Origin of the sequence: Streptomyces sp. CBMA152 (assembly GCF_014596475.1) — a bacterium.
Taxonomy (GTDB): domain Bacteria; phylum Actinomycetota; class Actinomycetes; order Streptomycetales; family Streptomycetaceae; genus Streptomyces.
The window spans coordinates 33,882-47,719 of record NZ_MECJ01000025.1 but is presented as its reverse complement, the minus strand read 5'-3'; the positions used below and the strand labels follow the sequence as shown (position 1 = coordinate 47,719).

Here is a 13,838-nt window from a genome sequence, read left to right as displayed (position 1 = left end):
GTCGGGACGGCAGTCCGCAGCATTGGACTTGTGAGGACTCACGTGAGCTCGAAACCTGTCGTACTCATCGCTGAAGAGCTGTCGCCCGCCACCGTCGACGCCCTCGGTCCGGACTTCGAGATCCGGCACTGCAACGGCGCGGACCGCGCCGAACTGCTGCCCGCCATCGCGGAAGTGGACGCGATCCTGATCCGCTCGGCGACCAAGGTCGACGCCGAGGCGATCGCCGCCGCGAAGAAGCTGAAGGTCGTCGCCCGCGCGGGCGTGGGCCTCGACAACGTGGACGTCTCCGCCGCCACCAAGGCCGGCGTGATGGTCGTGAACGCGCCGACCTCCAACATCGTCACCGCCGCCGAGCTCGCCTGCGGTCTGCTCGTGGCCACCGCGCGCAACATCCCGCAGGCCAACACCGCGCTGAAGAACGGCGAGTGGAAGCGGAACAAGTACACCGGCGTCGAGCTGAGCGAGAAGACCCTCGGCGTCGTCGGCCTCGGCCGCATCGGCGTCCTGGTCGCGCAGCGCATGTCGGCCTTCGGCATGAAGATCGTGGCGTACGACCCCTACGTACAGCCCGCGCGGGCCGCGCAGATGGGCGTGAAGCTGCTGACCCTGGACGAGCTCCTGGAGGTCGCGGACTTCATCACCGTGCACCTGCCCAAGACCCCTGAGACCCTTGGCCTGATCGGCGACGAGGCGCTGCACAAGGTGCAGCCGCACGTACGGATCGTGAACGCGGCGCGCGGCGGGATCGTCGACGAGGCCGCGCTGTTCTCGGCGCTGAAGGAGGGACGCGTCGCGGGCGCGGGCCTGGACGTGTACGCCAAGGAGCCCTGCGTGGACTCCCCGCTCTTCGAGCTCGACCAGGTCGTGTGCACCCCGCACCTGGGCGCCTCCACCGACGAGGCCCAGGAGAAGGCGGGCATCGCGGTCGCCCGCTCGGTGCGCCTGGCGCTCGCCGGTGAGCTGGTGCCGGACGCGGTGAACGTCCAGGGCGGCGTCATCGCCGAGGACGTGAAGCCGGGCCTGCCGCTCGCCGAGCGCCTGGGCCGGATCTTCACCGCGCTCGCGGGCGAGGTCGCGGTCCGCCTCGACGTCGAGGTGTACGGCGAGATCACCCAGCACGACGTCAAGGTGCTCGAACTCAGCGCGCTCAAGGGCGTGTTCGAGGACGTGGTGGACGAGACGGTGTCGTACGTCAACGCCCCGCTGTTCGCGCAGGAGCGCGGCGTGGAGGTCCGGCTGACCACGAGCTCGGAGTCCCCGGACCACCGCAACGTGGTCACCGTGCGCGGCACGCTCTCGGATGGCGACGAGGTGTCGGTCTCCGGCACCCTGGCCGGTCCCAAGCACCTCCAGAAGATCGTGGCCATCGGCGAGTACGACGTGGACCTGGCGCTCGCCGACCACATGGTCGTGCTGCGCTACGAGGACCGCCCCGGCGTCGTCGGCACGGTCGGCCGCGTCCTGGGTGAGGCGGGCCTCAACATCGCGGGCATGCAGGTCGCTCGCGCGTCGGAGGGCGGGGAGGCGCTGGCCGTCCTCACGGTCGACGACTCGGTCCCGCAGCCGGTCCTCACCGAACTGGCCGAGGAGATCGGCGCGGCGTCGGCGCGCTCGGTGAACCTGGTCTGAGAGTCCAGAACGGTTCCCGACCCGGCCCGTAGACGCTTGTCTTAGACATCCGTCTACGGGCCGAGTACGCTCCCCGTATGGGACACCGTGAAGATCTGCTAGAGGGCGCCAAGCGCTGCCTGCTGGAGAAGGGTTTCGTGCGCACCACCGCGCGCGACATCGTGAAGGAGTCCGGGACCAACCTGGCCTCGATCGGCTACCACTACGGCTCCAAGGACGCCCTGCTCGCGCAGGCGTACGTGGAGATGATCGAGAGCATCGGCGAGGACTTCGAGGGCGGGCACGGCGTGGAGCCGACCGGTACGCCCGGCTCGCTGGAGCGGTTCCAGGAGGTGTGGGCCAACGTCATCGCGACCATGGACACGGCCCGCCCGATCTGGCTGCTCAGCCTGGAGGTCGTCACCCAGGCCGACCGGATGCCCGGGGTGCGCGAGCACCTGGCGAAGGCGTCCATCCAAGGGCGCTCGGGGCTGATCCCGATGTTCCAGGGCGGCGCCGAGCCCGACGGGAGCGACCCCGTGGTCTCCTCGCTCGGCGGGCTCTACCAGGCGCTGCTCAACGGCCTGATGATCCAGTGGACGTTCGACCCGGACACGGCCACCGACGCCGCGAAGCTCACCGAGGGAATGCGCCTGCTCATCGAGGGCGCCCGCAAGGCGGAACAGTCCTCACAGGCGTGACGCCTTCAGCGCCATATGGAGCAGCAGCCGGTCCTCCCCGTCGTCGAGGTCGAGCCCGGTGAGCTGTTCGACCCGGGAGAGCCGGTAGTAGAGGGTCTGGCGGTGGATGCCGAGCGCCGCCGCCGTACGTCCCGCCTGGCCCGCGCAGTCGAGGAACACCTCGGCGGTGCGGGCCAGTTCGGTGTGGGCGGGGGAGAGCAGGGCACGGACCGCCACGTCGTGCGGCGCGGTGTCGGGGAGCGCGGTCAGCAGCCGGTACGGGCCGATGCCGCTCCACTGCGCCACCGGCCCCAGCCGGGCCTCGGCGCGGGCCGCCCGGGCCGCGGCGGTCGCCTCGTGCCAGGAGGTGGGGAGCTCGGCAAGTCCCCGGCGGGGGACGGCGACCCCGGCGGCCGCGCCCGGCCCCGCCGAGGCGCGCAGCCGCTCGGCGGCGGTCAGCGCGGGCGCGAGCGCGTCGGCGGACCGCAGCCGCACGAGCGCGGCGAGCGCCTGCGGTACGGCGTCGCCCGCGTCCTCGTCCGAGGGAGCCTCCCCGTACGACCCCCACGGCACCACGCACAGCGCCGCCGTGCCCGCCACCGTGCGCACCGACGGGGCCTCGCCGGGCCAGGGGGTCGTGCAGACCACCGCGTGCAGGCCGTCCGCGTCCGGGCCGAGCGCCGCGCGCAGGGCCGCCATCGCCATGTCGCGCTGCCAGCCCCGCCCCGCCGTCAGGACCGCCCGGAACTCCCGGGAGAGATCGGCGCCCGCCTGGGCCTCGTCCGCGAGCAGACCGCCGATCCGGGACGCCACCTCCATCGCGGCCGCGAGCCGGTCCTCGGCCGGGCCGGGGTCGGCGTCGAGCAGCCATACGTAACCGAGCACGATGCCCCGATGGCGCACCGGCAGACAGACCCGGTCGCGGTTGACGCCCGCCTCGGGGGCGGCCGGGATGCGCACCGGGCCGGTGGCACGCGTGATGCCGAACCCCTCGAACCAGGCGCGGACCGCCGGGGTCGAGCGACGGGTGAGGATCGAGCGGGTGCGCACGGGGTCCATGGCGGTGTCGTCGTCGGAGTCGTGCGCGCCGAAGGCGATCAGCTTGAAGTCCCGGTCCTCCAGGGTCGCGGGGGCGCCGAGCAGCGCCGAGATCTCATCGACCAGGTCCTGGTAGTCGCCCTTCACGTCAGACATTCTCGCGCACATCGGCGCTGCCTTCAGACATCTGTCTGAGATGCGGGGCACGGATGCGTGACAGGTGTCGATGGCAGAGGATCGAAACGGTCCCTAGGTTTCACGGTGGTTCTCCGTGCCGTTCCCCATTAGTCGGGTTTCGGCCTCCTGCTACCCCTTTCCATGGAGGTGCCCCGTGCTGGGTCCCGTGATCCTCGCCGCGTCGCGCAGCGACAAGATGCGCCGTTTCATCTCGGCCGCACCCGGCACCAAGCAGGTCGTCGACCGGTTCATCGCCGGTGAGACGGTCGACCAGGTCGTGCCGATCGTCAAGGACGCCGCCGGCAAGGGCCTGGAGGTCACCCTGGACGTGGTGGGCGAGGACATCACCACGGTCGAGCAGTCGCACGCCGCCCGGGACGCCTACCTGGAGCTCATCGGCCGCCTCAAGGACCTGGACCTGGGCGCCCGCGCCGAGATGTCCGTGAAGCTCTCCATGTTCGGCCAGGCGCTGGAGGGCGGCCACGAGCTCGCCCTCGCCAACGTCCGCCCGGTCGTCGAGGCCGCCGCCGAGATCGGCACCACGGTCACCCTGGACGCCGAGGACCACACCACCCTCGACTCGATGTTCGCCATCCACGAGGAGCTGCGGAAGGACTTCCCGCAGACCGGCTGCGTCATCCAGGCGTACCTCTTCCGCACCGAGGACGACGCGCGCCGCCTCTCCGCCGCCGGCAGCCGGGTCCGGATCGTGAAGGGCGCCTACAAGGAGCCCGCCTCCGTCGCGTACCAGGACAAGGCCGAGATCGACAAGGCGTACGTCCGCATCCTGAAGATCCTGATGGAGGGCGAGGGCTACCCGATGATCGGGTCGCACGACCCGCGCCTGATAGCCATCACCCAGGAGCTCGCGCGGCGCGCCGGGCGCAAACTGGACGAGTACGAGTTCCAGATGCTGTACGGCATCCGCAGCGACGAGCACGTCCGGCTCGCGGCCGAGGGCCACCGGATGCGCGTCTACACCGCGTACGGCACCGACTGGTACGGCTACTTCATGCGCCGCCTCGCGGAGAAGCCCGCCAACCTGCTCTTCTTCGCCCGCTCCATCCTCACCAAGGGCTGAGCCCACCCCTCACAAAGGAGTTCAGAGACTCATGGACGCTGTAACCCAGGTCCCCGCTCCCGTCAACGAGCCGGTGCACGGCTACGCCCCCGGTTCCCCGGAGCGCGCGCGCCTCGAAGCCAAGCTCAAGGAGCTGGCCGAGAACCCCGTCGAGCTGCCGATGACGATCAACGGCGAGCGCCGGATGGGCGGCGGCGAGCGCTTCGACGTCGTGCAGCCGCACAACCACAAGGCCGTCATCGGTACGTACGCCAACGCGACGACCCAGGACGCCCAGGACGCGATCGACGCCGCCCTCGCCGCCGCCCCGGCGTGGCGCGCGATGTCCTTCGACGACCGCGCCGCGATCATCCTGCGCGCCGCCGAGCTGCTCGCCGGCCCGTGGCGCGAGACGCTGGCCGCTTCCACGATGCTCGGCCAGTCGAAGACCGCCCAGCAGGCCGAGATCGACACCCCGTGCGAGCTCGTCGACTTCTGGCGCTTCAACGTCCACTACGCCCGCCAGCTGCTCGCCGAGCAGCCCCCGGCGAACGCACCGGGCGTGTGGAACCGCATGGACCACCGTCCGCTGGAAGGTTTCGTCTACGCGATCACGCCGTTCAACTTCACGGCCATCGCGGGCAACCTGCCCACCGCCCCGGCCCTGATGGGCAACGTCGTAGTGTGGAAGCCGTCCCCGACGCAGACCCACGCCGCCGTGCTGCTGATGCAGCTCCTGGAGGAGGCGGGCCTGCCCAAGGGCGTCATCAACCTGGTCACCGGTGACGGCCTCGCGGTCTCCGAGATCGCGCTGAACCACCGCGACCTGGCGGGCATCCACTTCACGGGTTCCACCAAGACCTTCCAGCACCTGTGGAAGACGGTCGGCACCAACATCGAGAAGTACCGCACCTACCCGCGTCTGGTCGGCGAGACCGGCGGCAAGGACTTCGTCGTCGCGCACCCCAGCGCCGACCGCGCCGTCCTGAAGACCGCGCTGACCCGCGGTTCCTTCGAGTACCAGGGCCAGAAGTGCTCGGCGTCGTCGCGTGCGTACGTCCCGGCGTCGATCTGGAACGACGGCTTCAAGGAGGAGTTCGCGGCCGAGGTCGACGGCATCACCATGGGTGACGTCACCGACCTGTCGAACTTCATCGGCGCGGTCATCGACGAGCGCTCGTTCGCCAAGAACAAGGCGGCCATCGACCGTGCGAAGGCCGACGCCTCCTGCACGATCGTCGCGGGCGGCACCTACGACGACTCGGTCGGCTACTTCGTCCGCCCGACCGTCATCGAGTGCTCGGACCCGGCCAACGAGGTCTTCACGACCGAGTACTTCGGCCCGATCCTGGCGATCCACGTTTACGACGACGCGAAGTACGACGAGATGCTGACCCAGATGGAGTCGGTCTCGGACTACGCGCTGACGGGTGCGGTCATCTCCAACGACCGCGCCGCGGCCGCGTACACGATGGACAAGCTCCGCTACGCCGCGGGCAACTTCTACATCAACGACAAGTCGACCGGCGCCGTCGTCGGCCAGCAGCCCTTCGGCGGCGGCCGCGCGTCCGGCACCAACGACAAGGCGGGCGCGCCGCAGAACCTGATGCGCTGGACGCTGACCCGCGCCATCAAGGAGACCCTGGTGCCTCCGACCGACTACACGTACCCGCACATGGGCTGACGAGCAGTCACTTTCTGAACCCCGCCCCCGTCCTTGGTCCCCCAACCGAGGACGGGGGCGGTTTCCATTTCTGCTGGTGTTCAGACCTTCCGGGCCAGGAAGTCGCCGATGAGGGCGCCGATCTGGCGGGCGTGGGTCTCCAGGGCGAAGTGGCCGGTGGGCAGGAGGTGGACCTCCGCCTGCGGCAGGTCGCGCTGGAAGGCGAGGGCCCCGGCCGGGACGAAGATCTCGTCGTGCGCGCCCCAGGTGGCGAGGACCGGGACCTGGGTGGTGCGGAAGTACTCCTGGAACGCCGGGTAGAGGTCGAAGTTGGACCCGTAGTCGGCCATCAGGTCGAGCTGGATCTCGTCCTGGCCGTCGCGGGCCATGAGGGCGGCGTCGTAGTGGTACGCGTCCGGGCTGACCAGTGACGGGTCCGGAAGCCCGTGCAGGTACTGCCACTTGATGCCCTCCAGCGACCGGATCTCGCGCACCGGCGCCTCGGTCTCCGGGGTGCGCTCCGCGATCAGCGCGAGCGGTGCTTCCCAGGCCTCGCCCAGGCCCTCGGTGTAGGCGTTGCCGTTCTGCGTGACGATCGCGGTGACGCGCTCGGGGTGCTTGAGGGCGAGCCGCAGCCCGATGGGGGCGCCGTAGTCCTGGATGTACAGCGCGTACCGGCTGAGCCCGACCAGCTCGGTGAACTGGTCGGTCAGATCGGCCAGGTTGGCGAAGGTGTACGCGAACTCCTTGGCCGACGGCGCCGAGGAGTAGCCGAACCCCAGGTGGTCGGGGGCGATCACGCGGTACCGGTCGGCCAGCAGGGGGATCAGGTCCCGGAACATGTGCGAGCTGGTGGGGAAGCCGTGCAGCAGCAGGATCGCGGGGGCGTCGGGCGCGCCGGCCTCCCGGTAGAAGATCTCCTGACCGTCGACGGTCACGCTCCGGTAGTGGATCTGCCCTGCGTCCATCTCTAACCCCTCATGACGCTATGACTGGTTGTTGCGGTGCGCGTACAGCTAACCGCACCCATCTATAACCTGTCAATGTTTGTTCAGTGGTTAGATCTCGATCAGTACCTGATCGAGCGACTTACGGACCAGGTCCGGGACTTGGCAGTCGTCCGCCGGATACCCGACCGGGATCACCGCGAACGCCTTCTCGTTGACGGGCCGGCCGAGCACCTCGGACAGGAACCGCATCGGGCTCGGGGTGTGGATCAGCGCGGCCAGTCCGCACTGGTGCAGCGCCGACAGCAGCATGCCGACGGCCATCCCGACCGACTCGTCCACGTAGTAGTGCTTGTGCTTGGTGCCGTCCTCGGCCAGCCAGTACCGCTGCTGGAAGACGACGATCAGGGCCGGGGCGTCGGTGAGATGCGCCTTCACCGCGTCGGTGCCGAGCGGGCGCAGCGCCGCCAGCCACTCCTCGCCGAGCCGGCCGTCGTAGGAGCGGCGCTCCTCGTGCTCGGCGGCCTCACGGATCCGCCGCCGCACCTCGGGGTCGCGGACGAGTACGAAGGTCCAGGGCTGCTGGTGCGCGCCCGACGGGGCGGTCGCGGCGCACGCGATGGCGTCGCGGATCGCCTGCTCGGGGACCGGGTCGGTGGAGAACTGCCGTACGGTCCGGCGCCGGTCCATCGTGGCGCGCAGCTCGGCCGCCCGCGCCAGGGATTCGGTGGCGGGCATCCGGTCGGGCCGGTAGGGGACGGGGCGGTAGGGATCGCCGTGGGTGGGCGTCCACCGCTGCTCTGTCGACGGTGACATGCCACCGAGTCTGCGGCACGGCCGCCGGGCACGGTAGATCGCGAACCGGCCTGCCACAGTGGGCGCATGACTGAGTCACAGCACACCGCCCACACCTCGCAGCTCGGCCCGGACGGCCTGCCGAGGATCCGCGCGCTGCTCGACGCGGCCTTCGAGGGCGACTTCGGCGACGAGGACTGGGACCACGGTCTCGGCGGTGTCCACTCCTTCCTCGACGACGAGTCGGGGCTCGCCGCGCACGGCAGCGTCATCATGCGCCGGGTGCTGCACGGCGGCCGTTCGTACCGCATCGGCTATGTCGAGGCCGTCGCCGTGCGCGCGGACCGCCGTCGGCAGGGGCTCGGCGGGCGGGTCATGGCCGCGCTTGAGCATGTGATCGACGAGGCGTACGAGTTCGGCGCGCTCTCGGCGTCCGACGACGGCGTGGCGCTCTACCGGGCGCGCGGCTGGCAGGTCTGGGAGGGGCGGATCGAGGTGCTGAGCCCGGACGGGGTGGTGCGGCTCGCCGAGGAGGAGGGCAGCACGTACGTCCGCGCGGCGGCGGGCCGTCCGCTGCCCGACCCCGCGCAGCCGCTGATCTTCGACTGGCGCGACGGCGACGTGTTGTGAGAGTGCTGCGCGGGGCGGCGGTACGGACCCCCGTGCCGTACCGCCGCCCCGTAACTCTGTAACGGCGTTACAGAACCCCCGCGTCCCGTGCCGTCCACACCGACGGGTACAGCGGGCGGAAGCCCAGCTCGTCCCGGATCCGCAGCGTCGACACGATCGTGTAGAACGGGTCCGGGTCGGTGCGCTCGGCCAGCTCCGGCGGCACCTCGACCCCGTTGAGCTGGAGCAGTTCGACCGCCGTCACGGGGCTGTCGTCCGCGATGTTGTACTTGCGGCCCGCGACGCCGGGCGCGTAGAGGAGTCGCGTCAACCCCTGGGCCACGTCCGCGTGGTGGACCATCGGCAGCCGCTGGTGTCCGGCCCACTGGGACGCCCAGTACACCGACGCCGCCAGGTGCGGGTCGCCCTCGCCGTAGACGAAGGCGAGCACGCCGATGCGTACGTCGAGGCCGTGGTCGCGGTGGAGCGCGAGCAGCCCGGCCTCGGCCGCCACCTTGGACTCCGAGTACGGGCCCCACAGCGGGCCGCCGGGCCGCGGTTCGTCGTCCTCGGTCAGCGGCCGCCCTCGCCCGAGCCCGTACGCGAGGTTCGAGGACACCTGGACGAACCGGCTCACCCCGGCCTCCAGCGCGGCCCGGCCGAGCGCGATGGCCGCCGCGCCGTTGACCGCCCGGTTCTCCTCCTCCGGCACATCGCGGTAGGCGACCGCCAGGTTCACCACCGCGTCGACCCCGGCCAGCGCCTTGCGCACCGACTCCGCGTCCCGTACGTCGCCGACCACCACTTCATGGGCGCCGAGCGCGTGGCCACGGGCTTCGTCGCGCACCAGGACGCGCACCACGTCGGACCGTTGCAACAGCCTCGGCACATACCGCCGACCGACCTGGCCCGTCGCGCCCGTCACCAGAATCCGCATGGTCCGCTCCTCTCGGTTGCCTGGCCCAAGGCTGGCGCGAGGTGGCCGACGGCGGGAGGGACGTACGTATCCAGGGAGCGGCACTCCCTGGTTACGGGTCGGGACCGACCGTCATGATGTGGGCGTGGACAGAGAAGAACTCGCGGACTTCCTGCGGCACTGCCGGGCCCGTCTGGAACCCTCGGACGTGGGCCTGGCGGCCGGGCCCCGGCGGCGTACGGCGGGGCTGCGCAGGGAAGAGGTCGCCCAGCTCACCGGGATGTCGGTCGACTACTACACCCGGCTTGAGCAGGCTCGCGGCTCGCGCCCGTCCCGGCAGATGCTGACCGCGCTGGCGCGGGCGCTGAGGCTGAGCCAGGACGGGCGCGATCACCTCTTCCATCTCGCGGGCGAGGAGCCGCCGCGCGAGCGGCACGGCTCGGTCCATGTGCGCCCCGGTCTGATGCTGATCCTCGACCGGCTGCACGACGCGCCCGCGCAGGTGATGAGCGACTGGGGCGAGGTGCTGGCCCAGAACGCCATGGCGGCCGCCCTGGTCGGCGAGGCCATGCCCGGCCGGAACATCGTCCGCGGCTACTTCACCGAGCCCTCGGTGCGCCGGCTCTTCCCGCCCGAGGACCACGCCGAGCACGCCCGCAACCATGTGGGCCAGCTGCGCGCGGTGCTCGCGGCCCGCCCGGACGACCCGGGACCGGCGGCCCTGGTCGCCGAACTGCGCGCGGCCAGCGAGGAGTTCGCGGCGCTGTGGGACGAGCACGAGGTGGCGGTGCGGCGCTCCAAGGTGAAGCGGTTCGTCCATCCGGTGGTCGGCCTCCTGGAGCTCGACTGCGAGGTGCTGCTGAGCTCCGAGCACGGCCAGTACCTGGTGGTGCACTCGGCCCGGCCCGGCACGGAGGCCCACCAGCGGCTCGAACTGCTGCGGGTGGTGGGCCTCCAGGACCTCACCGTCAGCCGCTGACCGAGGTGTCGCCGGTCTCGATGTGGCCGGTGTAGCGCCGCGACCACGTCGAGTCGACGTCCGCCGTGATCGTGAGGTCGTACCAGCCGTTCTGGTACGCCACCGCGTTGAAGTAGTCCTCGGTGGAGGCGCCCGCCGCGACCTGGTACGTCCAGGGGCCGTCCGTACGGTAGTTGTTCGGCTTGACCGTGAAGGTCACCGGCGCCGAGGAGGTGTTGGTCATCTTGAACCAGATCGCCATCTTGCCGGTGCCGCTCTCCACGCCGTACCGGGCCGCGACCTCGATCGCCTTGCCGGCCGCGTTCGCGTCCCCGGTGAAGCGGCGCTGGAAGCGGTTGGGGCCGACCATGGTGAAGTCGTACTTGCCGCTGCCGAAGCCGAAGCCGATGTTGAAGTAGTCGGTGGCGGTGCCGCCCGGGTCGACCGTGTACTGCCACGGCGTGGTGTCGCGGTTGGCGTTGGGCTGGAGGGAGAAGTGGGCGGCCGAGGTCGCCGGGTCGCCCTGGTTGGCCATGGTGAACCAGGCCAGGACCTTGCCCGCGGCCCCGTACTCGAAGTGGTCGAGGTTGCCGCCCGGCTGGTACGGCAAAGCGCGGGCCGGGCGGGTGCCGCTCTCCTGCACGGGCAGCGCGTTGTTCTGCGGCGACGGGTTGGGCAGCGGGCCGCAGTTCACGCCGAGCGCCTTGGTGGCGGGCAGGCCGGACGGGACGCCGTAGACCGGGTTCGTGAAGTCGAAGACGCCGGTCAGGTCGCCGGTCACCTTGCGGCGCCAGGGGCTGATGTTCGGGCAGGTGGCGGGGGTGCCGAGCGCGGCGGTCCAGGTCTCCAGGAAGCGCAGCACCGAGGTGTGGTCGAAGACCTCGGACGACACCCAGCCGCCGCGCGTCCACGGTGACATCACCAGCATCGGCACGCGGAAGCCGAGGCCGATGGGAACGCCGCTGACGAACTCCCCGGCCGCGCCCGCGGGCGGTGACGGCGGCGGGACATGGTCGAAGAAGCCGTCGTTCTCGTCGTAGTTGAGGAACAGGACGGTCGAGTCGAAGACCTCGGGGCTGGCCGCGAGCGCCCGGTACACCAGGTCGACGAAGTGCGCGCCGTCACCGGGCGGGGCGTAGGGGTGCTCGGAGAACGCCTGGTTGGCGACGACCCAGGAGACCTGGGGCAGTGTGCCCGCGAGCGCGTCGGCCTTGATGGCGGCGGCGATGTCGTCCGGAGTCGAGCCGGTGGTGGCCGGGACCGAGGACATGCCCCGGTCGTGCAGCGGGTCGCCGGCCGGGGCGCTGGTGAACCTGGTGAAGTACGCCAGACCGTTGTCGCCGTAGTTGTCGTTGGCGTTCTGGTACACCTTCCAGCTGACCCCGGCCCGCTGGAGCGCCTCCGCGTACGTCTCCCAGGTCAGGCCCGACTCGTCGCCGCCGTCCTTGCTGGCCGCGTCGACCTTGCCGCTCCACAGGAACGTACGGTTGGGGCCGGTGGCGCTCATCGCGGAGCTGAAGTAGGCGTCGCAGATGGTGTAGTTGTCGGCGAGCGCGTAGTGGAACGGGATGTCGTCGCGGTCCAGGTAGCCGAGCGAGCGGACGTTGCCGACGCCCAGGACCCAGTTGTCCATCCGGCCCTTGTTCCAGGCGGAGTGCTGCGAGGTCCAGCTGTGCGGCAGATCGCCGTTGCACTGGGCGAGCGTCTCGCCGTCGACGCCGCCCGAGGCCGGGGTGGAGCTGAGCTTCCACGGGTACTGCCGGTTCAGCCCGTTGGGCTGGTTGAAGACCGACTGCCCGCCCGAGAGCAGGATCCCGCTGCGGTCGCCGAAGCCGCGTACGCCCTTGAGGCGGCCGAAGTAGTGGTCGAAGCTGCGGTTCTCCTGCATCAGGATCACCACGTGCTTGACGTCCTTGACCGTGCCGGTGGCCGAGGCGGCGGCCGTGCCGGTGACCGCCGTGCCGGTGACCGCCGTGCCCCCGGCCGCGCAGGCCGTCCCCATGGGCAGTACGGCGCCCGCCGCCACGCCCGCGCCCAGTGCCACGAACCCTCTACGACTGATCGGTGTCATTCCCGAACCGCCCGCCCTCTTGGCCTGCTTGTGCCCCGGTGGCACACCGAGCAGAAGGGTGGACCGTCCAAAGGTATGAAGCCATACCTCTAGCGGGAGAGAAGGGTGAACACTCGGTCAACGGGCGGTATGTTTGCGTAACGCGGTGGCCGGATGTGTGTTCTCGTACCGGTTTCGCTCACCGCTCGCGGTCATACGTCCTCGACGCCCGCAGCGACCTCGCGCTTGATCCGGCGGAAGCCGAACGCCGTCCCGATCACCGCCGAGAGCATCGCCGCAACGAAGAAGAACGGGAGGATGCCGTCGCCCGCGTAGTGGATCGCCACGGCCGTCACCGTGCCCGAGGCCACCGCGCCCGCGGCCATCTGCTTCAGCTTGCCCCGGTAGGTACGGCTGAGGAAGAGCTGCTTGGCGGGCGGCGCGACGAGCTCGTCGAGCTCGGCGGCGGGACCGGCGCTCGCGGCCTTGGGGCGCTTGAAGTACATGAAGAGCATCCAGTGCCCGCACGGCTCCCAGCCGTCCGGGGCCAGCGTCGCGGTGACCGACTCGCGCTCGGCCGGGTTGTTGGCGGCCTCGCGCCGGTACTCCCAGCGCAGCGCCGCCGACGGGTCGCGGCGGCACACGAACCGGCCGAGCCGGTCCAGGCCCTCGACCTCCCAGCCCTGGTCGCCGTAGTGGTTGAGGTGCTTGCGGTCGGTGTAGATGTCGGTGGCCCACTTCCAGGTCTCCGCCTCGGCGGCCGGCTCCTCGGCCGCCCGGCCCCCGGTGAGCCGGGCCGCGAAGTCCTTGGGATCGCCGAACTCCTCGTACGCGTCCGTCGATCCGGTCTCCGTGAGATACCCGGTGAGCTCGGCGACGGTGGTCGTCGCCTGCTCCTCGGACATGCCCCCGGTCAGCAGCCAGGCGGCGAGCTCGATGAAGTAGTCGGGCCGTGCGGCCTCGTCCGTCCCGGTCATGCGGTTCCCCCTGATGTCGCGTTCTTCAGCATGGTCTGTACGGCGGTGTGGAACTCCAGCCAGGACGCGCCCTGTTCGGCGAGTGCCCGGTGCCCGTCGTCGGTCAGCCGGTAGTACCGGCGGCCCGGCCCGCGCTCGGCGGCACGGAACTCCCCGACGGCGAGCCCGGCCTCTTCGAGTCGGTTCAGTACGGGGTAGAGCGTTCCGCCCTTGATCTCGCCGAGTCCGGCTGCGGCCAGGGCCTTGGAGATCTCGTAGCCGTAGCTTTCGCCCTCGGTCAGACAGGTGAGGACGAGGAGGTCAAGGACGCCCTTGAGCCAGCTGGATCTGCGGTCTGCGGCCATGCATGTATTCCAC

The 13,838-nt window shown here is 70.8% G+C and carries 13 protein-coding genes; 6 read left to right on the top strand and 7 right to left on the bottom strand.

Annotated elements, in window-relative coordinates:
- Positions 1 to 42 precede the first annotated feature (42 nt).
- Positions 43 to 1,632, top strand: coding sequence for a phosphoglycerate dehydrogenase (gene serA / locus BG418_RS21660; protein ID WP_188275608.1), 1,590 nt, complete (start codon positions 43 to 45; stop codon positions 1,630 to 1,632).
- Between the two features lie 77 nt (positions 1,633 to 1,709).
- Positions 1,710 to 2,312 (top strand): TetR/AcrR family transcriptional regulator, encoded by a 603-nt coding sequence (locus tag BG418_RS21655; protein WP_188275607.1) that lies wholly within the window; start codon positions 1,710 to 1,712, stop codon positions 2,310 to 2,312.
- Here the strand turns inward: BG418_RS21655 and BG418_RS21650 are convergent.
- On the bottom strand, positions 2,301 to 3,476 hold the full coding sequence (locus tag BG418_RS21650; RefSeq protein WP_317453723.1) for a helix-turn-helix domain-containing protein: 1,176 nt from the start codon (positions 3,474 to 3,476) through the stop codon (positions 2,301 to 2,303). The two genes, BG418_RS21655 and BG418_RS21650, sit on opposite strands and share 12 nt — an antisense overlap.
- Positions 3,477 to 3,660: 184 nt before the next feature.
- On the opposite strand from BG418_RS21650, the gene BG418_RS21645 reads away from it, so the two are divergent.
- A complete protein-coding gene (locus BG418_RS21645; RefSeq protein WP_188275605.1) occupies positions 3,661 to 4,587 on the top strand; it encodes a proline dehydrogenase family protein in 927 nt (308 codons plus the stop codon).
- A gap of 31 nt (positions 4,588 to 4,618) precedes the next feature.
- A complete protein-coding gene (gene pruA / locus BG418_RS21640) occupies positions 4,619 to 6,250 on the top strand; it encodes an L-glutamate gamma-semialdehyde dehydrogenase (RefSeq protein WP_188275604.1) in 1,632 nt (543 codons plus the stop codon).
- Positions 6,251 to 6,330: 80 nt separating this feature from the next.
- Here pruA and BG418_RS21635 read toward each other — a convergent pair whose 3' ends face one another.
- Together BG418_RS21635 and BG418_RS21630 are read right to left on the bottom strand one after the other, a co-directional pair.
- Positions 6,331 to 7,197, bottom strand: coding sequence for an alpha/beta fold hydrolase (locus BG418_RS21635; RefSeq protein WP_188275603.1), 867 nt, complete (start codon positions 7,195 to 7,197; stop codon positions 6,331 to 6,333).
- 90 nt (positions 7,198 to 7,287) lie between these two features.
- Positions 7,288 to 7,992 carry a nitroreductase family protein gene (locus BG418_RS21630; RefSeq protein ID WP_188275602.1) on the bottom strand — a complete coding sequence of 235 codons (705 nt, stop codon included), beginning with the start codon at positions 7,990 to 7,992 and terminating at the stop codon, positions 7,288 to 7,290.
- Positions 7,993 to 8,058: 66 nt separating this feature from the next.
- On the opposite strand from BG418_RS21630, the gene BG418_RS21625 reads away from it, so the two are divergent.
- Positions 8,059 to 8,601 (top strand): GNAT family N-acetyltransferase, encoded by a 543-nt coding sequence (locus tag BG418_RS21625; RefSeq protein WP_188275601.1) that lies wholly within the window; start codon positions 8,059 to 8,061, stop codon positions 8,599 to 8,601.
- Between the two features lie 67 nt (positions 8,602 to 8,668).
- On the opposite strand, the gene BG418_RS21620 is transcribed toward BG418_RS21625, so the two are convergent.
- Positions 8,669 to 9,517, bottom strand: a complete 849-nt coding sequence (locus BG418_RS21620) for an NAD(P)-dependent oxidoreductase (RefSeq protein WP_188275600.1) — start codon at positions 9,515 to 9,517, stop codon at positions 8,669 to 8,671.
- A 124-nt stretch (positions 9,518 to 9,641) separates the two neighbouring features.
- Between BG418_RS21620 and BG418_RS21615 the strand changes: the two genes are divergently transcribed.
- Positions 9,642 to 10,475, top strand: coding sequence for a helix-turn-helix domain-containing protein (locus BG418_RS21615; protein WP_188275599.1), 834 nt, complete (start codon positions 9,642 to 9,644; stop codon positions 10,473 to 10,475).
- Here BG418_RS21615 and BG418_RS21610 read toward each other — a convergent pair.
- The 3 genes from BG418_RS21610 to BG418_RS21600 form a co-directional block, all read right to left on the bottom strand.
- Positions 10,465 to 12,525 carry a phosphocholine-specific phospholipase C gene (locus tag BG418_RS21610; RefSeq protein WP_188275598.1) on the bottom strand — a complete coding sequence of 687 codons (2,061 nt, stop codon included), beginning with the start codon at positions 12,523 to 12,525 and terminating at the stop codon, positions 10,465 to 10,467. The genes BG418_RS21615 and BG418_RS21610 overlap by 11 nt on opposite strands.
- A 191-nt stretch (positions 12,526 to 12,716) precedes the next feature.
- Positions 12,717 to 13,481: a hypothetical protein gene (locus tag BG418_RS21605; RefSeq protein ID WP_188275597.1), complete on the bottom strand. Its 765-nt coding sequence runs from the start codon at positions 13,479 to 13,481 to the stop codon at positions 12,717 to 12,719.
- Entirely contained in the window at positions 13,478 to 13,825 is a 348-nt protein-coding gene (locus BG418_RS21600) for a PadR family transcriptional regulator (protein WP_188275596.1), read from the bottom strand. Before BG418_RS21600 ends, BG418_RS21605 begins: the two co-directional genes overlap by 4 nt.
- Positions 13,826 to 13,838 lie beyond the last annotated feature (13 nt).

What these genes read in the sequence shown, in the direction of transcription:
- BG418_RS21655 (WP_188275607.1), top strand. Translation starts at nt 1,710, where the DNA reads ATGGGACACCGTGAAGATCTGCTAGAGGGCGCCAAGCGCTGCCTGCTG.
- pruA (WP_188275604.1), top strand. Translation starts at nt 4,619, where the DNA reads ATGGACGCTGTAACCCAGGTCCCCGCTCCCGTCAACGAGCCGGTGCAC.
- BG418_RS21635 (WP_188275603.1), bottom strand. Translation starts at nt 7,197, where the DNA reads ATGGACGCAGGGCAGATCCACTACCGGAGCGTGACCGTCGACGGTCAG.
- BG418_RS21630 (WP_188275602.1), bottom strand. Translation starts at nt 7,992, where the DNA reads ATGTCACCGTCGACAGAGCAGCGGTGGACGCCCACCCACGGCGATCCC.
- BG418_RS21625 (WP_188275601.1), top strand. Translation starts at nt 8,059, where the DNA reads ATGACTGAGTCACAGCACACCGCCCACACCTCGCAGCTCGGCCCGGAC.
- BG418_RS21620 (WP_188275600.1), bottom strand. Translation starts at nt 9,517, where the DNA reads ATGCGGATTCTGGTGACGGGCGCGACGGGCCAGGTCGGTCGGCGGTAT.
- BG418_RS21610 (WP_188275598.1), bottom strand. Translation starts at nt 12,525, where the DNA reads ATGACACCGATCAGTCGTAGAGGGTTCGTGGCACTGGGCGCGGGCGTG.
- BG418_RS21605 (WP_188275597.1), bottom strand. Translation starts at nt 13,481, where the DNA reads ATGACCGGGACGGACGAGGCCGCACGGCCCGACTACTTCATCGAGCTC.
- BG418_RS21600 (WP_188275596.1), bottom strand. Translation starts at nt 13,825, where the DNA reads ATGGCCGCAGACCGCAGATCCAGCTGGCTCAAGGGCGTCCTTGACCTC.